The organism is Variovorax stachyos, from assembly GCF_051400855.1.
In the GTDB taxonomy this organism is placed as follows: Bacteria; Pseudomonadota; Gammaproteobacteria; order Burkholderiales; family Burkholderiaceae_C; genus Variovorax.
Genome location: NZ_JBLFFN010000003.1, coordinates 56,293 through 73,101, shown reverse-complemented (window position 1 = coordinate 73,101; position 16,809 = coordinate 56,293). Strand labels below are relative to the sequence as shown.

The window sequence follows — 16,809 nt, the reverse complement described above, 5'->3', positions numbered from 1 at the left end:
GAAGGGAGGAGGGGGATCGCCGGGCGGAGGAGGGTGCGGCCGGCACGTGCTCCCCGCACGGCATGGAGGCCTCGATGCGGGCCGCCCGCGCGCGAAGCACGGTCGCGCGCTTGGCGGCCATGGCAGCGTCGAGGTGGGTGCGGTCGGGGGCCGAAAGGCGCATCGGGTCATTCTAGGCTTGGTGCCAGCCGGTCGCCGCACCGGCACGCACCAACCCGGGCATTCGTGCGCCATTCCCGCGCATGGCCTCGTTGCGCAGCGAACGATCGGTCAAGTTCCGTGCGGGAAGGGCAGCGAACCCCTCGAGAACGACCCATCGACGCTGGCATGGTTGTTGCTGAAGGTCCTGCACTGTTCCGCTGGCGCCCGTCACGGCGGATATCGCAGTGCCTCCGCTAACGACGGCGGGAGCCGAGCGAACCGACAGCAGTGACGCTGTCGGTCCATCTGTTCCAACCCGTTTTCGCATCCGTTCGATGCGGTGGCCTGCCTCGACTGCTTGTGTCTACAGCGCGTCGAATGCCTGCACCCCCATCCCAGCGGACGCGTGCAGGACCCAAAAATGAAAATCGCGTTGATCGGCCACGGCATGGTGGGCCACAAATTTCTCGAGCAACTCGACGAGCTCGGCCTGGCGGATGCGCAGGTCACGGTGCTTTGCGAGGAGCCTCGCCCGGCGTATGACCGGGTGCACCTCTCCGAGTTCTTCTCGGGCAAGACGGCGGACGACCTGTCGCTGGTCGAGCCGGGCTTCTTCGAGCGCACCGGCTTCACGCTGCGCCTGGCCGCGCGGGCGGTCGCCATCGAGCGCCGCAACAACACGGTGACCACCGCCGACGGCGAGGTGGTGGCCTACGACAAGCTCGTGCTGGCCACCGGCTCGGCGCCCTTCGTGCCGTCGGTGCCCGGGCGCGATCGGCCGCATTGCTTCGTCTATCGCACCATCGAGGACCTCGAGGCCATGAAAGCCAGCGGTGCCCGCTCGAAGAGCGGCGTGGTCGTGGGTGGCGGCCTGCTCGGCCTCGAGTGCGCCAAGGCCCTGTATGACATGGGCCTGGAAACGCACGTGGTGGAGTTCGCGCCGCGGCTGATGGCGCTGCAGGTCGACGAAGGCGGCGGGCGCGCACTGCGCAACAGCATCGAGGCGCTGGGCCTGCATGTGCACACCAGCCGCAACACGGTGGAGATCGTCGATGGCGCTACCGCGCGGCATCGGATGGTGTTCGCCGACGGCACCTACCTGGAGACCGACATGATCGTGTTCTCCGCCGGCATCCGCCCGCGCGACGAGCTGGCGCGCCAGTCCTTGCTGGCGCTCGGCCCGCGCGGCGGCATCGCGATCGACAGCCAGTGCCGCACCAGCGACCGCAACGTCTACGCCATCGGGGAATGCGCCTCGTGGAACGAGCAGACCTTCGGCCTGGTCGCGCCGGGCTACGAAATGGCGCGCGTCGCCGCGAAGCAGCTCGCCGGGCAGGACGACGCCGCCTTCACCGGCGCGGACATGAGCACCAAGCTCAAGCTGATGGGCGTGGACGTGGCCAGCATCGGCGACGCACACGGCAAGACGCCGAAGTCGCGCGCCTGCCAGTACGTCGACGAGCGCAAGCAGGTCTACAAGAAGATCGTGGTGAGCGAAGACGGCAAGCAGTTGCTGGGCGCGGTGCTGGTCGGCGATGCAAGCGAATACGGCACGCTGCTGCAGATGGCGCTCAACGGCATCGCGCTGCCGCCCGAGCCGGAGTTCCTGATCCTGCCGTCGAGCGACGGCAAGGCAAAGCCGGGCCTGGGCGTCGACGCACTGCCCGACAGCGCGCAGATCTGCTCCTGCAACAACGTGACCAAGGGCCAGATCTGCGCAGCGGTCGGCGACGGCATCTGCACCGTCGCCGAGATGAAGGCCTGCACCAAGGCCGGCGCCACCTGCGGCGGCTGCGCCGCGCTGGTCGGCCAGGTGATGAAGGTCGAGATGGCCAGGCGCGGCATGGCGGTGAACAACCACCTCTGCGAGCACTTCCCGTACTCGCGCCAGGAGCTCTACCACCTGATCCGCGTCGGCGAGATCAAGAGCTTCGACGACCTGCTCGCCCGGCACGGCAAGGGCCTGGGCTGCGACATCTGCAAGCCGACGGCCGCGAGCATCTTCGCCTCCTGCTGGAACGAGTTCGTGCTGAAGAAGAATCTGGCGAGCCTGCAGGACAGCAACGACTACTTCCTCGGCAACATCCAGAAGGACGGCAGCTACTCGGTCGTGCCGCGCATGCCGGGCGGCGAGGTCACCCCCGAAGGCCTGATCGCGGTGGGCCAGGTGGCAAAGAAGTACGGCCTTTACACCAAGATCACCGGCGGCCAGCGGGTCGACCTGTTCGGCGCCCGGGTCGAGCAGTTGCCGCTGATCTGGGAAGAACTCATCGCGGCCGGCTTCGAATCGGGTCATGCGTACGGCAAGGCGCTGCGCACCGTGAAGAGCTGTGTCGGCTCGACCTGGTGCCGCTACGGCGTGGACGACAGCGTCGGCCTCGCGGTCGAGCTGGAGAACCGCTACAAGGGCTTGCGCGCGCCGCACAAGATCAAGTTCGGCGTCTCCGGCTGCACCCGCGAATGTGCCGAGGCCCAGGGCAAGGACGTCGGCATCATCGCCACCGACAAGGGCTGGAATCTCTACGTCTGCGGCAATGGCGGCATGAAGCCGCGACATGCCGAGCTGATCGCCGTGGACCTGGGCAAGGCCGAACTGATCCGGCTGATCGACCGCTTCCTGATGTTCTACGTGCGCACCGCCGACCGCCTGCAGCGCACCAGCACCTGGCGCGAGAACCTCGAAGGCGGGCTCGACTACCTGAAGAACGTGCTGATCGAGGACAGCCTCGGCCTCGCCGCCGAGCTGGAAGCGCAGATGCAGCACGTGGTCGACACCTACCAGTGCGAATGGAAGACCGCGGTGAACGACCCGGCCACGCGCCAGCGCTTCCGCTCCTTCGTCAACAGCGAGAAGCCGGACGAGCACATCGTCTTCGTGAAGGAGCGCGGCCAGATCCGCCCGGCCCGTACCGAAGAACGCACCGATGCCGCCACCGCCTGAACGACCCGAGGACCTCCGCATGACCACCGACACCCTCAACTGGACCGCCGTCTGCGCGGCCACCGACATCCTGCCCGACACCGGCGTCTGCGCGCTGGTCGATGGCGTGCATGTCGCGATCTTCCACGTCGCAAAGGCGCAGCAGTTCTTCGCCATCGACAACGTCGACCCGAAGGCTCGGGCCAGCGTGCTGTCGCGCGGCCTGGTCGGGAGCGTCGGCGACCGCGTCGTGGTCGCATCGCCGCTCTACAAGAACCACTTCGACCTGCGCAGCGGCGAGTGCCTCGAAGCGCCGGAGCATTCGGTGCGGGCGCATGCGGTGCGTGTCGAGGACGGCCGCGTGCACGTCGCGCTGGCCTGAGCCGGCATCCCCTTTTTCGTTCTTCTACGCTTTTTCAGGAATCCCCACCTCCATGGCCTACCTCGCACCCAACGAATTCGTCACCAAGATGGTCGACGCCGGCGAATCCAAGCTCCTGATGTCGACCCGCGACACGCTCATCCGCTCCTACATGGCCGGTGCCATCCTGGCGCTGGCCGCGGCCTTCGCGGTGACCGTGACCGTCAACACGGGCAATGCACTGGTCGGCGCAATGCTGTTTCCGGTCGGCTTCATCATGCTGTACCTGATGGGCTTCGACCTGCTGACCGGCGTGTTCACGCTCGTGCCGCTCGCCGTGTTCGACAAGCGGCCGGGCGCCACCTGGGGCGGCGTGATGCGCAACTGGAGCCTGGTGTTCGTCGGCAACTTCGCAGGTGCCCTCACCGTGGCGGTGTTCATGGCCATCATCTTCACCTTCGGCTTCAGCGAAGCGCCCAATGCGGTCGGCCAGCGGCTCGGCACCATCGGCGAAGGGCGCACGGTCGGCTATTCGGCGCATGGCGCCGCAGGCATGCTGACGCTGTTCATTCGCGGCGTGCTGTGCAACTGGATGGTGTCCACCGGCGTGGTCGCAGCGATGATGTCCACCACTGTTTCGGGCAAGGCCATCGGCATGTGGATGCCCATCATGGTGTTCTTCTACATGGGCTTCGAGCACTCGATCGTCAACATGTTCCTGTTCCCCACCGGCCTGATGCTGGGCGGCAACTTCACGTTGATGGACTACCTGATCTGGAACGAGCTCCCCACGGTGATCGGGAACCTCGTCGGCGGCTTGACCTTCGTCGGCCTCACGCTCTACTCGACGCACTACAAGACAGCGGCAAAGCGCGTGCTGAGCTGATTGCCGCGCCGTGCGCCAGGCCATGCGCGTGACGCTCGGCCAGCACTCGCTGGCCAAGCCCCAGTCGGTCAACCAGGATTTCCACGGCGCGATGCTGCCCACGGGAGCGCTGCAGTTCTCGAAGGGCATCGCGGTGGCGATCGCCGACGGCATCGGATCCAGCCGGGTCAGCCAGGTCGCGAGCGCGGCGGCCGTTCGGGGATTCCTCGAGGACTACTACGCCACCTCCGAGGCCTGGTCGGTGCGCCGCGCGGCCCAGCGGGTGCTGGAGGCCACCAACTCCTGGCTCCACGCGCAGACCATGCGCAGCGACGCGCGCTTCGACAAGGACAGCGGCTATGTCTGCACCTTCAGCGGGCTGATCCTCAAGGGACGCGAACTCCACCTGCTGCATGTCGGCGATGCGCGCGTGTATCGGCTGCATCCGCAGGCACTGGAGCAGCTCACCGAAGACCACCGCGTTCATCTGTCGTCGGCCGAGTCGTACCTGGGACGCGCACTCGGCGCCGGGCCCCACGTGGAGATCGACTATCGCTGCTGGGAGGCAGAGCCCGGCGAGATCTACCTGCTGGCAACCGACGGCGCCTACGCCCACCTCGATGCAGCACAGGTGCACGAAGCGCTGGGCCGGTGTGGCGGCGACTTCGACGAGGCCGCGCGACTGCTCGCGTCGGCGGCACGCGCGAGGGGCAGCGACGACGACTGCACGGTCCAGCTCCTGCGCATCGACGAGCTGCCGCCGGCCGATGCGTCTCGACTGCTGCTGCAACGCGAAAGCCTGGCGATCCCGCCGCCGCTCGCGCCCCGGGCCCGCTTCGAAGGCTTCGTCGTGGTGCGCGAACTTCACATCAGCGCGCGCAGCTACGTGCACCTCGCGATCGACGAGGCCACGGGGCGCCAAGTGGTGCTGAAGCTTCCTTCGGTCGACCTGCGCGAGGACACGGAATACCTCGACGGCTTCGTGCTCGAGGAATGGGTGGCGCGGCGCATCAACAGCCCCCATGTGCTGAAGGCCAGCCCGATCGATAGGGCGCGCACGCACCTGTACGTGGCGATGGAATACGTCGACGGCCAGACGTTGGCGCAGTGGATGATCGACCATCCGAATCCCACGCTCGACCAGGTGCGCAACATCGTCGAGCAGTTGGCCAAGGGGCTCCAGGCGCTTCATGGCCGGGAGATGCTGCACCAGGACATGCGTCCGGAGAACGTCATGATCGATCGCACCGGCACGGTCCGGATCATCGATCTCGCGTCGACCCACGTCGCGGGGCTGGCCGACAGCGCAGCGAAGCGCCGTGCGCACGCGATCGCCGGCACCTTGCAGTACACGGCGCCCGAATACTTCGTCGGCGACGGCGGCAGCACGCGATCGGACCTGTTTTCGCTGGCGGTGATGGCCTACCAGATGCTCACCGGGCACTTGCCTTACGGATTGCAGGTCACGCGCGCGCGGTCATCGCGGGACGTGGCCCGGCTCCGCTATGCGCCGCTGCGTGAGTACCGGCCGGAGTTGCCGGCCTGGGTGGATGCCGTCCTGCAGAAGGCGCTGCACCCGCAGCCGGCGAAAAGGCAGGAAGCGGTGTCCTTGTTTGCGCACGACCTCAAGGCGCCGGGCCCCGAGTTCCTTCGGCAGCGGACGCCGCCGATCATCGAGCGGCATCCGGTGCGGTTCTGGCAATGGACGACGATGCTGCTGGGCATCGGGGTTGTCGTGCTGTTGGGGCTGCGCGTGCTGGGACGCTGAAGAGGGTAGGGGATGCGGCGTAGTGGAGCCGTGGAGCGGGTGAAGGGAATCGAACCCTCGTATGAAGCTTGGGAAGCTGCCGTTCTACCATTGAACTACACCCGCAGCAGGCGCGGATTCTAGCGCTTCTCCCGGCCGCCCGCGTTGCTCCAGCGCAGCGACACGCAGGTCCCGTGGCCGCGCCGGCTGTCGATGTGCAGCCGGGCGCCGATCGCGTCCGCCTGCTCCCGCAGCCCCACAAGGCCGTAGTGCCCCGCTGCGCCTGCACTCGGGTCGAAGCCGATGCCGTCGTCGCCAATCTCCAGCTCCACATCGTCATCCGCAACGCGCTGCAGGCGGATCGTGAGTTGCCGCGCGCCCGCGTGATGTTCGACGTTGCGCAGCACTTCCTCGCACATGTGGAACACGGTTTCGGCAGGCTCGGCCGCGAGGGCAGCCAGGGCGGGTTCGATCTGGCAGTCGAGCTCGATGCCGGAGCGCTCGCTCAGGCTCTTGGCCAACTCGGCCAGCGCCGCACCCAGCCCGATGTCGCGCACCGGGTTGCTGCGCAACCGGTCGATCGCGCGGCGTGCCTCGTCCAGCCCATCGCGCGCCGCCCGCTCGGCCCGAACCAGCTCGTCCGGCAGCGCATCGGGCCGGCTGGATGCCAGGCGCTTGAGCACACGGATCTCGGTGAGCATCGCCATCATGGAATGGGCCAGCGTGTCGTGCAGCCCGCGCGCCAGGCGCAAGCGTTCGCGCACCACTGCGGCATCGCGCGATTCCTGCGCCAGCCGGTTGATCTCCTCGGTGCGCTGCTGCACGCGTTCATCCAGCTCGGCATTGAGCCGGCGCAACTCGTCGCGTTCGCGCTGCAGCGTGTCCAGCAATCGGTCGAGCGCGCTGCCCAGCCGCGCGGCTTCGTCCACACCCTGCGGCACCTCGATGCGCGTTGCACTCCCGGCCAGCACCGCGTCCGCGGAATGGGCGATCAAGCTCACCCGGCGCGTGAGGCGGTGCGCCACGATGATGCCGGTGACGGCGGCGGCCAAGCCCAGCAGGCTCAGCACGATGGTGATGCGCCATTCGATGGCCGTCGCGAAGTCTGCGACCGATTCGACCGGCTGAATGACGACGCAGCGCCAGCCGAGCCGGCGCAGCGTGCCGTCGCGGGCGTTGGGCGGGGCCGCGATCAGGTAGGGCCGGTTGTCCAGGAGTCGCCGTGTCTGGATGCGAGTGGGCAGGTCGGAACCGTCGTTGCCAAGGCCTGCGACGGTGGGATCGAAGGGCCTCACCGGATCGCCGACGTCGCGCCAGCGCTGGCCCAGAAGGGCACTCGGACCGTGGCGGACAATGCCGTCGCGATCGATCAGCAGCCATTCGCCGGGTGAGGCGCGGATCTCGGCCATCATCTTCTCCACCCAGCTCCAGCTCAGGTTCGCAGCGACGACGCCGATGATTGCCCCGTCGGCGTTGCTCACCGGCGCGGTGAGCTTGAGGAAGCGTTCGCCCGGGGAGCGACCTTCCTCGATCCACGCGCCGTCCAGGCCTTGCGAGATCCACGCGTGCTGATTGACGTTCTGGCCGACCAGTTGCTCGTCGGTCGCCTCGACGATGAAGCCGTCCGCATCCGTCAGCGCCAGCCAGATCAGGTCCGGCACGCCGCGGCGTACCGCCTCGAGCGATCGCTTCAGGCGTTCGCCTTCGCTGCGCTGCACGTCCTCGGACAGCATGGTCGCCACCACGCTGACCGCCTGCAGGCGCAGCAGCAGCACGGTGTCGAGTTCGGCATTGACGTGCTCGGCCGCGGCTTCAAGGCGCTGGCCGTGCTGCTCGAGCAGCGTCGCACGCACGAAGCTGCGCAGCCACAGGTTGGCCGCGAGTGCCAGGCACAAGGTGAGCGCGATCAGCAGCCAGCCAATCGCGGCGGCCATGGAGCGCCGTGGATCGATACGAGCTGCGAGGTTCATTGGCAGCGCATTCTCGCAAACGACCGCCATGACTATCGGCACGGGGACTTCCCCTGAGCCCTCCGGGTTTGTCTCTACCCACCGTGTGACTTCCGGCAGGCGCGCCGGCGGCCGTTCGCGGGAACAGTTGCACCCATCGCGATCCGTCCCGGCGGGGCGATGAATTCCCAACCCTGAACGTGCCGACGCGATCGGCACGACATTGAATGGAGATGAAGCGAATGCACACCACTTCCCCGAGGCAGACCGTATCCGGGGCGCCGCCGCGCTGGATCGACAACCGCTGGCTGCAACTGACAGTCGGCATCGTCTGCATGATCGCCACCGCCAACATCCAGTACGCATGGACCTTGTTCGTGCCGGAAATCCAGGGGCAGTTCGGCTGGGAGCGCGCGTCGATCCAGGTTGCCTTCACCATCTTCGTGCTTGTTCAGACCTGGCTGGCGCCGATCGAAGGCTATTTCATCGACAAGTTCGGACCGCGCCTGATCGTGGCCTTCGGCGCGCTGTTCATCGGGGCGGCCTGGGTCATCAACTCGCAAGCGACGACGCTGATGGGCTTCTACATCGGCGCGGCCGTCGGCGGCATCGGCGTGGGCTCGATCTACGCCACCTGCATCAACAACGCGCTCAAGTGGTTCCCCGATCGCCGCGGCTTGGCGGTGGGGCTGACGGCGGGCGGCTATGGCGCCGGCTCGGCCGCCACCATCCTGCCGATCGCCGCCATGATCGAATCCTCGGGCTTCCAGCAGGCCTTCCTGTTCTTCGGCCTGCTGCAGGGCACGCTGGCCTTCGTCGCGGCCTGGTTCCTGCGCGCGCCCAAGGGCGACGAGGTGCGTGCCTCGACCAAGCTCGTGCAAAGCCGGCGCGACTACACGCTGGGCGAAGCGCTTCGCACGCCGCTTTTCTGGCTGATGATCCTGATGTTCTCCTGCGTCGTCACCGGCGGCATGATGGCCGTCGCCCAGCTGGGCGTGATCGCACAGGACCTGGGGGTGAAGGACTTCAAGGTGGACCTGTACTTCGTCACCATGGCCGCACTGCCGCTCGCGCTGATGCTCGACCGCGTCATGAACGGCATCTCGCGCCCGCTGTTCGGCTGGATTTCCGACCACATCGGCCGCGAGAAGACGATGGTGATCGCCTTCACCCTCGAAGGCCTCGGCATCATCGCGCTGGGCTACTTCGGCCACAACCCCTGGGCCTTCCTGATCCTTTCGGGCGTGGTCTTCCTGGCCTGGGGCGAGGTGTACTCGCTGTTCTCCGCGCTCGCGGGTGACGCCTTCGGTACCAAGCACATCGGCAAGATCTACGGCGTGCTGTACTGCGCCAAGGGCATCGGCGCGCTCTTCGTGCCGCTCGGCAACCTGATGATGGAGGCCACCGGCACCTGGTCGAGCGTGCTCTATACCGTGGCGGCGCTCGACCTGTTCGCCGCCTTCCTGGCAGTCGTCGCGCTGCGGCCGATGCTGGCCAGGCATACGGCCGGCAACGCCGCCGCGTCGCCTGCGCCGGCGGCAGAACTCGCGATGCCCGGGCTGTCGCCCGTCGGCCGCTCGGCCTGACTGGTTCTCAGGACCCGTGCCACGGCACGGGCCCTGAATGTTCGTCTCAGGGCTTGCCCTTGCGCGCGAGCACCAGCACCGCCAATTCGGTGCGGGTGTTCGCGTGAAGCTTTTGCATGATCCGGCTGACGTGGTTCTTTGCCGTCCCTTCGGCCAGGTTGAGCGTCGCGGCGATCTGGCGATTGCCGTAGCCCTTGGCGATCAGCTCGAGCACGGCGGCCTCGCGTTCAGTCAGCGGTTTGGTCGCATCGGAATCCAACGACTGGCCCGACGCGGAGGCCTGCTTCGCGGCACGGGCGTCCGGCGCGGGCAAGGGCGGCAGCTCCTGCGCGACGCGATCGGCCAAAAGCCGGAACTGGTCCATCACCTTGCGCGCGATCTGCGGCGTCAGCCGTGACTCGCCGCGATGCACCGCCCGCACGGTGTCCAGCACCTCCTCTTCCGAAGCGTCCTTGAGCAGGTAGGCCTGTGCGCCGGCACGCACCGCGTCGAAGACCAGATCGTCGCGGTCGAAGGTGGTCAGCACCATCACGCGCGTGCGCGGCAACGCTGCAGAGATTTCGCGCGTCGCGAGCACACCGCTCTTGCGCGGCATGTGCAGGTCCATCAGCACCACGTCGGGCAGCAGGCGGCGGGCCAGTTCCACGGCTTCGAAGCCGTCGGCCGCCTGACCGACGACCTCGATGTCCGGCGCGGCGTCCAGCAGCATGGCCATGCCGCGGCGGATCAGTGCCTGGTCGTCGGCGATCAGCACGCGGATTCGCGGCGCGGCATGCGGGGTGGGGGACGACGGTTGGGCAGTGGCGCTCATGGCAGGGCTGATTGTGCGCTGAGGTGCGCAGATTTCGGACTGGCCCGCCTCGACCGCGAGCCTGGTCGTGGTCGAGACCGGAGCCCTTTCAGGCACCGCGCCGGCGCCACCGCAGAAGCGCCAGGGCATAGATGCCCAGGTTCAGCAGCACGACGAAAACGCCCACGCCGACCTGCCACTCGCGCGTCATGGCCTCGGGGTAGATCAGCCGTAGCAGGTAGTGCTGGACGAAACCGCCCTCGTAGCCCGTCTGGCCGGCTGCGTGCCGCAGTGAGTTCTCCAGTGGCGTGAGCGGACAGTCCGAGCCGGTCCAGGAGATCCAGGCGGCCCAGGCCACGGCCGGCAGGTGCAGCAGCGCCGCCAACGGCCAGCGCCACACCAGCGCGCCGCCGGCCACGACGAAGAGGATGAAAAGGCCGTGCAGCAGCAGCACGGCGTCTGCGAGCAGGCTTGCAGTCATGGGCGCGAGGGTCGCACGGGCACGGCTTTTCGGCAAAGGCGCCCCGCATGGCCGTGGGGGCTGCAGGGGCAGGGCCAAACCTATAATCGACGGCTCAGCAGATCAATAGGCAGGTGGGTTCGATGCAGGAGCTGCCCGCAGCCGGCCGCCTCTCTCAGAACTCCAATCCCAAGATGAGCCAGCCCACCTTCAGCGTCGCGGACATCCGCAAGTCCTTCCTCGATTTCTTCGCCTCCAAGGGTCACACCGTGGTGCCGTCGAGCTCGCTGGTGCCGGGCAACGATCCGACCCTGATGTTCACCAACTCCGGCATGGTGCAGTTCAAGGACGTGTTCCTCGGCACCGACAAGCGCCCCTACGTGCGCGCGGCCTCGGTGCAGGCCTGCCTGCGTGCCGGCGGCAAGCACAACGACCTGGAGAACGTGGGCTACACCGCGCGCCACCACACCTTCTTCGAGATGCTGGGCAACTGGAGCTTCGGCGACTACTTCAAGCGCGAGTCGCTGAGCTGGGCCTTCGAGCTGCTGACGCAGGTCTACAAGCTGCCGGCCGAGCGCCTGTGGGCCACCGTCTACCAGGAAGACGACGAGGCCTACGACATCTGGACGAAGGTCATCGGCCTGCCGCCCGAGCGCGTGGTGCGCATCGGCGACAACAAGGGCGGACGCTACATGTCCGACAACTTCTGGATGATGGCCGACACCGGCCCCTGCGGCCCGTGCTCCGAGATCTTCTACGACCACGGCCCCGGCATCGCGGGCGGCCCGCCCGGCTCGCCCGATGAAGACGGCGACCGCTATATCGAGATCTGGAACAACGTGTTCATGCAGTTCGACATGCAGCCCGACGGCAGCGTCAGGCCGCTGCCGGCCCCCTGCGTCGACACCGGCATGGGCCTGGAGCGCCTGGCCGCGATCCTGCAGCACGTGCACAGCAACTACGAGATCGACCTGTTCGACCGGCTGGTCAAGGCCGCCTCGCGCGAGACCGGCGAGAAGGACCTGCACAACAAGAGCCTGCGCGTGATCGCCGACCACATCCGCGCCACCGCCTTCCTCGTGGCCGACGGCGTGATTCCCTCCAACGAGGGCCGCGGCTACGTGCAGCGCCGCATCGTGCGCCGTGCCATCCGCCATGGCTACAAGCTGGGCCAGAAGAAGCCCTTCTTCCACAAGCTGGTGCCCGACCTGGTGGCGCTGATGGGCGAGGCCTACCCGAAGCTGGTGGCCGACGAGCAGCGCATCACCGAGACGCTGAAGGCCGAGGAAGAGCGCTTCTTCGAGACGCTCGCCAACGGCATGGAGATCCTGGACGCTGCCCTGGCCGGCGATGCCAAGGTGCTGCCGGGCGAGGTGGCCTTCAAGCTGCACGACACCTACGGCTTTCCGCTGGACCTGTCGGCCGACGTCTGCCGCGAGCGCGGCGTGGAGGTCGATGCCGCCGGCTTCGATGCCGCGATGGAGAAGCAGAAGGCCGCAGGCCGCGCTGCCGGCAAGTTCAAGATGGACCGCGCCGTCGAGTACGGGGGCGAGGCCAACGCCTTCACAGGCTACGAGCATCTCGAGGAACGGGCCCGCGTGCTGGCGCTGTACTTCGAGGGCTCGCCGGTGCAGGAACTGAAGGAAGGCCAGCCCGGCATCGTGGTGCTCGACACCACACCCTTCTACGCCGAGAGCGGCGGCCAGGTCGGCGACCAGGGCGTGCTGGTGGCCGAAGGCGTGCAGTTCGGCGTCGACGACACGCAGAAGATCAAGGCCGATGTCTACGGCCACCATGGCACGCAGACGCAGGGCACGCTCAAGGTCGGCGACACGGTCACGGCCCGCGTCGACACGGCGCTGCGCGCCGCCACCATGCGCAATCACAGCGTGACGCACCTGATGCACAAGGCCCTGCGCGAGGTGCTGGGCGGGCACGTGCAGCAGAAGGGCTCGCTGGTCGATGCCGACAAGACGCGCTTCGACTTCGCGCACAACGCGCCCGTGGCGCCGGCGCAAATCCTCGAGATCGAGCGCCGCGTCAACGCCGAGATCCTGGCCAACCAGGCGACGCAGGCGCGGTTGATGGACATGGAGTCGGCCCAGAAGACCGGCGCCGTGATGCTCTTCGGCGAGAAGTACGGCGAGACCGTGCGCGTGCTCGACATCGGCACGAGCCGCGAGCTGTGCGGCGGCACGCACGTGGCGCGCACCGGCGACATCGGCCTCTTCAAGATCGTGAGCGAGGGCGGCGTGGCCGCCGGCGTGCGCCGCATCGAGGCGGTGACGGGCGCGAATGCGCTGGCCTATCTGCAGGAGCTCGAGGCCACGGTCAACAGCGTCGCTGCCACGCTCAAGACGCCCGTGGCCGAGGTGCAGCCGCGCCTGGTGCAGGTGCTGGAGCAGGTGCGCGCGCTGGAGCGCGAAGTCGGCGCTCTCAAGGGCAAGCTGGCTTCCTCCAAGGGTGACGAGCTGCTGGCGCAGGCGGTGGAGGTCAAGGGCATCAAGGTGCTGGCCGCCAAGCTGGACGGCGCCGATGCCAGGACGCTGCGCGAGACCATGGACAAGCTCAAGGACAAGCTCAAGACCGCCGCCATCGTGCTGGCCGCGGTAGACGGCGCCAAGGTCCAGCTCGCGGCCGGCGTCACGGCCGACAGCATGGGCAAGCTCAAGGCCGGCGAGTTGGTCAACTTCGTGGCGCAGCAGGTGGGCGGCAAGGGCGGCGGCAAGGCCGATCTGGCCATGGCCGGCGGCACCGACGCGGCCGGCCTTCCGAAGGCGCTCGCCTCGGTGCAGGACTGGGTCGCGCAGCGGGTCTGACACCCTGCCCAGCCGGGCTCGTCCGTGCCATAGTCGCGCGAATGCAAGGGGCTTCCCGGATCGATTTCCACTTCCTCGTGCCGCCGCCGGCGGCCGCCCCCGCCCATGGCTGAGGTGCCGCCGGTCGACGTCCTGGTGATGGGGGCGGGCGCCGTCGGCTGCTACATCGGCGGCAGCCTCGCATCGGAGGGCGTGCGGGTGCTCTTCATCGGCCGTCCCCGCATGCTCGAGGCGCTGGAGCGGCACGGCCTGCGAGTCAGCGACCTGGACGGCGGCGAGCGCTACATGCCGCCGGGCAGCCTGCGCGTGGCCGAGCGGATTCCGCCCGGCGTGCGGCCCGGCCTGGTGCTGCTCACCGTAAAGAGCAGCGGCACGGCGGAGGCCGCGGCCGAGCTCGGCGAGGTGCTCCCGCCGGGCACGCCGGTGGTCTCGCTGCAGAACGGCATCTCGAACGCTGCGGCCGCGGCGCAGGTGGCGCCCGGGCTGCGGGTGCTGCCGGGCATGGTGCCGTACAACGTGGCGGAGATCGGTCTCGGCGCCTTCCACCGCGGCACGGCCGGCCGCCTGGCCGTGCAGGACCACCCGCTGCTGCGGCCCTGGCTGGCCGTGTTCGACAGCGCCGGCGTGCCGATCGACCGGCACGCGAACATGTTGCCGGTGCAGTGGGGCAAGCTGCTGCTCAACCTCAACAATCCGGTAAATGCGCTGTCCGGCCTGCCGCTGCGTCAGCAGCTCATGGACCGCGGCTACCGCCGCTGCCTCGCGGCCCTGATGGACGAGGCGCTGGAAGCGCTCGCGTGGGCCCACATCAAGCCGGCGCAGCTGGCGGCCGTGCCGCCGCGCCGCATGCCCACGATCCTGCGGCTACCCGATCCGTTGTTCAAGGTGGTCGCAGCACGCATGCTGCGCATCGACGACAAGGCGCGTTCCAGCATGGCGGACGACCTGGCGCTGGGCCGCCGCACCGAGATCAACGAACTGTGCGGCGAGGTGGTGCGGCTCGCGCGCTTCAACGGCGCCCGCGCGCCGCTGAACGCGAAGATGGTGGAGCTGATCGAAGCCTGGCCCAGACGGCCGCAGCCGCTCTCGGCGCAGGAACTGCTGTCGGCGCTGGGCCTGGGGTAGGGCGCAGAGCCCATCCGACCACGAAGGCACACCGGCATGCAGGTCCTGGTCCTCGGCAGCGGCGTCATCGGCACCACGGTGGCCTACTACCTTGCCAAGGCCGGCCACGAAGTCACGGTGATCGAGCGGCAGGACGGTCCGGCGCGGGAAACCAGCTACGCCAACGCGGGCGAGGTCTCGCCCGGCTACTCGGCCCCGTGGGCCGGGCCCGGCGTGCCGGCGAAGGCCGTCAAGTGGCTGCTGATGCGCCACAGCCCGCTGGTGATCCGGCCCATGCTCGATCCGGCCATGTGGCGCTGGGGCATCGCGATGCTGCGCAACTGCACCCAGGCACGCTACGAGATCAACAAGAGCCGGATGGTGCGGCTGGCCGAGTACAGCCGCGATTGCCTGCGGCAGCTGCGCGCCGAGACCGGCATCCGCTACGACGAGCGCTCGCTGGGCACGCTGCAGCTGTTCCGCACGCAGAAGCAGCTCGACGGCACGGGCAAGGACATCGAGATCCTCGAGGCCTACGGTGTGCCGTACCAGCTGCTCGACCGCGACGGCTGCGTGCGGTACGAGCCGGCGCTGGCCGCCGTACGACACAAGTTCGTGGGCGGGCTGCGCCTGCCGGACGACGAGACCGGCGACTGCTTCATGTTCACCCAGGGCCTGGCGCGGCTGGCCGAGGCCGAGGGGGTGCGCTTCCGCTTCGGCGTGACCATCACCGACATCGCGCGCAATGCCGAGGGTGTGGCCGCGGTCCATACCGATGGCGGCCCCTTCCATGCCGACCGCTACGTGGTCGCGCTGGGCAGCTATTCGCCGCTCCTTCTGAAGCCGCTGGGCATCCGCTTGCCGGTGTACCCGGTCAAGGGCTTCTCGATCACCGTGCCGATCACCGATGCCGCGATGGCGCCCGAGTCCACGGTGATGGACGAGACCTTCAAGGTTGCGGTGACGCGCCTGGGCGAACGCATCCGCGTCGGCGGCACAGCGCAGCTCTCGGGCTACGACCTGCGGCTGAACGATCGGCGACGCGACACGCTCGAGCATGTGGTCACCGACCTCTTCCCCGAGGGCGGCAGCGTCGAGGGAGCGGAGTTCTGGACCGGCCTGCGACCAATGACGCCCGACGGCACGCCGCTGCTGGGCGCCACGCCGATTCCCAAGCTGCTGCTGGCGACCGGCCACGGCACGCTGGGCTGGACCATGGCCGCAGGCACGGGGCGGGTGATGGCCGACCTGATCGCCGGCCGCCAGCCCGAGATCGACATGGAAGGCCTGGGCCCCGAGCGCTACGCCTGAGAAGGTATGGATGCAGCCGCCGGCGCCACGCTCGCGCCCTGGATGCGGTGCCGCGCCAGCGCCTCGGCCACGAAGCCGCTGGCCTTCATTTCTTCCACGAAGGCCGCCAGCGCCGCGGCCGCTTCTGCGCCGCGCGAGGCCGGCGTGCCCATGGCTTGCTGGATCACCATGAAGCGTCCGGGCAGCAGGCGCAGGCCCGGCGTGCGCGCGGCTTCGGCCTCGAGCACCTGGCGGATGCCCGCGGCCACCTCGACCTCGCCCGACCGCAGGCTGTCGAACACGCCCTGCGCCCCCTGCACGCGCACCAGCTGAGCCTTGCCGATCTCGCGCGTGAGAAAGAGGTCGTACGCGCTGCCGGCACCGACTGCGATTCGGATGCCCGCGCGGTCCACCTCCTCGTTGCGCTGCAAGGCCGAGCCCGCGGGCACCAGGTAGCTGCCTTCGATCAGCACATAGGGAGCCGTAAAGCGCAGGCCCTCGCTGCGTGCCGGATCGATGGCGAAGAAGCCGATGTCGGCCTGGTCGTTGCGCACCGCTTCGACCGATGCAGCGGCCTTCTCGAACACCACCAGCTCGATGGGCACGCCCAGGCGCTGCGCGAAGTTGCGCGCAAGGTCGACCGAGACGCCGACCGGTTCGCCGGTCGCGGCGTCCTTGTTGGCGAGGATCGGGTTGCCGAGGTTGATGGAGGCGCGCAGCACGCCGGCGGGCGTGAAGGCCCGGACGACCGGGGAGGGGAGGGAGGTGCTCATCGTC

At 68.5% G+C, this 16,809-nt stretch carries 12 protein-coding genes and 1 tRNA gene; 8 read left to right on the top strand and 5 right to left on the bottom strand.

Annotated features, from left to right (window positions below; all coding sequences use genetic code 11):
• The first annotated feature begins 562 nt into the window (after nt 1-562).
• The 4 genes from nirB to ACMGEZ_RS06480 are packed head-to-tail and all read left to right on the top strand — an operon-like array spanning nt 563 to nt 6,055.
• Nucleotides 563-3,082: a nitrite reductase large subunit NirB gene (gene nirB, locus ACMGEZ_RS06495; protein WP_436821438.1), complete on the top strand. Its 2,520-nt coding sequence runs from the start codon at nt 563-565 to the stop codon at nt 3,080-3,082.
• A gap of 19 nt (nt 3,083-3,101) precedes the next feature.
• On the top strand, nt 3,102-3,443 hold the full coding sequence (gene nirD / locus ACMGEZ_RS06490; protein ID WP_436821437.1) for a nitrite reductase small subunit NirD: 342 nt from the start codon (nt 3,102-3,104) through the stop codon (nt 3,441-3,443).
• 52 nt (nt 3,444-3,495) lie between these two features.
• Nucleotides 3,496-4,308 (top strand): formate/nitrite transporter family protein, encoded by an 813-nt coding sequence (locus ACMGEZ_RS06485; RefSeq protein ID WP_436821436.1) that lies wholly within the window; start codon nt 3,496-3,498, stop codon nt 4,306-4,308.
• Nucleotides 4,309-4,330: 22 nt separating this feature from the next.
• On the top strand, nt 4,331-6,055 hold the full coding sequence (locus ACMGEZ_RS06480; protein WP_436821774.1) for a bifunctional protein-serine/threonine kinase/phosphatase: 1,725 nt from the start codon (nt 4,331-4,333) through the stop codon (nt 6,053-6,055).
• Nucleotides 6,056-6,086: 31 nt separating this feature from the next.
• On the opposite strand, the gene ACMGEZ_RS06475 is transcribed toward ACMGEZ_RS06480, so the two are convergent.
• A tRNA-Gly gene (locus tag ACMGEZ_RS06475) sits at nt 6,087-6,160 on the bottom strand.
• 14 nt (nt 6,161-6,174) lie between these two features.
• A complete protein-coding gene (locus tag ACMGEZ_RS06470; RefSeq protein WP_436821435.1) occupies nt 6,175-8,004 on the bottom strand; it encodes a histidine kinase in 1,830 nt (609 codons plus the stop codon).
• 221 nt (nt 8,005-8,225) lie between these two features.
• Between ACMGEZ_RS06470 and oxlT the strand changes: the two genes are divergently transcribed.
• Nucleotides 8,226-9,569 (top strand): oxalate/formate MFS antiporter, encoded by a 1,344-nt coding sequence (gene oxlT / locus ACMGEZ_RS06465; RefSeq protein WP_436821434.1) that lies wholly within the window; start codon nt 8,226-8,228, stop codon nt 9,567-9,569.
• A gap of 46 nt (nt 9,570-9,615) precedes the next feature.
• Here oxlT and ACMGEZ_RS06460 read toward each other — a convergent pair whose 3' ends face one another.
• Complete coding sequence (locus ACMGEZ_RS06460) at nt 9,616-10,509, bottom strand: response regulator (protein ID WP_436821433.1); 894 nt, start codon at nt 10,507-10,509, stop codon at nt 9,616-9,618.
• Nucleotides 10,469-10,840, bottom strand: a complete 372-nt coding sequence (locus tag ACMGEZ_RS06455) for a DUF2784 domain-containing protein (protein WP_436821432.1) — start codon at nt 10,838-10,840, stop codon at nt 10,469-10,471. Before ACMGEZ_RS06455 ends, ACMGEZ_RS06460 begins: the two co-directional genes overlap by 41 nt.
• Before the next feature lie 173 nt (nt 10,841-11,013).
• On the opposite strand from ACMGEZ_RS06455, the gene alaS reads away from it, so the two are divergent.
• From alaS to ACMGEZ_RS06440, 3 genes are all read left to right on the top strand, one after another.
• On the top strand, nt 11,014-13,638 hold the full coding sequence (gene alaS / locus ACMGEZ_RS06450; protein ID WP_436821431.1) for an alanine--tRNA ligase: 2,625 nt from the start codon (nt 11,014-11,016) through the stop codon (nt 13,636-13,638).
• 105 nt (nt 13,639-13,743) lie between these two features.
• Complete coding sequence (locus ACMGEZ_RS06445; protein WP_436821430.1) at nt 13,744-14,763, top strand: 2-dehydropantoate 2-reductase; 1,020 nt, start codon at nt 13,744-13,746, stop codon at nt 14,761-14,763.
• Nucleotides 14,764-14,799: 36 nt separating this feature from the next.
• Nucleotides 14,800-16,053: a D-amino acid dehydrogenase gene (locus ACMGEZ_RS06440; RefSeq protein ID WP_436821429.1), complete on the top strand. Its 1,254-nt coding sequence runs from the start codon at nt 14,800-14,802 to the stop codon at nt 16,051-16,053.
• Here the strand turns inward: ACMGEZ_RS06440 and ACMGEZ_RS06435 are convergent.
• On the bottom strand, nt 16,044-16,805 hold the full coding sequence (locus tag ACMGEZ_RS06435; RefSeq protein ID WP_436821428.1) for a transporter substrate-binding domain-containing protein: 762 nt from the start codon (nt 16,803-16,805) through the stop codon (nt 16,044-16,046). The genes ACMGEZ_RS06440 and ACMGEZ_RS06435 overlap by 10 nt on opposite strands.
• Between the last annotated feature and the right edge of the window lie 4 nt (nt 16,806-16,809).

Bases quoted from the DNA above. Each gene is read 5' to 3' on its own strand.
- nirB (WP_436821438.1), top strand. From the start codon at position 563: ATGAAAATCGCGTTGATCGGCCACGGCATGGTGGGCCACAAATTTCTC.
- nirD (WP_436821437.1), top strand. From the start codon at position 3,102: ATGACCACCGACACCCTCAACTGGACCGCCGTCTGCGCGGCCACCGAC.
- ACMGEZ_RS06485 (WP_436821436.1), top strand. From the start codon at position 3,496: ATGGCCTACCTCGCACCCAACGAATTCGTCACCAAGATGGTCGACGCC.
- ACMGEZ_RS06480 (WP_436821774.1), top strand. From the start codon at position 4,331: ATGCGCGTGACGCTCGGCCAGCACTCGCTGGCCAAGCCCCAGTCGGTC.
- ACMGEZ_RS06470 (WP_436821435.1), bottom strand. From the start codon at position 8,004: ATGAACCTCGCAGCTCGTATCGATCCACGGCGCTCCATGGCCGCCGCG.
- oxlT (WP_436821434.1), top strand. From the start codon at position 8,226: ATGCACACCACTTCCCCGAGGCAGACCGTATCCGGGGCGCCGCCGCGC.
- ACMGEZ_RS06460 (WP_436821433.1), bottom strand. From the start codon at position 10,509: ATGCCCTGGCGCTTCTGCGGTGGCGCCGGCGCGGTGCCTGAAAGGGCT.
- ACMGEZ_RS06455 (WP_436821432.1), bottom strand. From the start codon at position 10,840: ATGACTGCAAGCCTGCTCGCAGACGCCGTGCTGCTGCTGCACGGCCTT.
- alaS (WP_436821431.1), top strand. From the start codon at position 11,014: ATGAGCCAGCCCACCTTCAGCGTCGCGGACATCCGCAAGTCCTTCCTC.
- ACMGEZ_RS06445 (WP_436821430.1), top strand. From the start codon at position 13,744: ATGGCTGAGGTGCCGCCGGTCGACGTCCTGGTGATGGGGGCGGGCGCC.
- ACMGEZ_RS06440 (WP_436821429.1), top strand. From the start codon at position 14,800: ATGCAGGTCCTGGTCCTCGGCAGCGGCGTCATCGGCACCACGGTGGCC.
- ACMGEZ_RS06435 (WP_436821428.1), bottom strand. From the start codon at position 16,805: ATGAGCACCTCCCTCCCCTCCCCGGTCGTCCGGGCCTTCACGCCCGCC.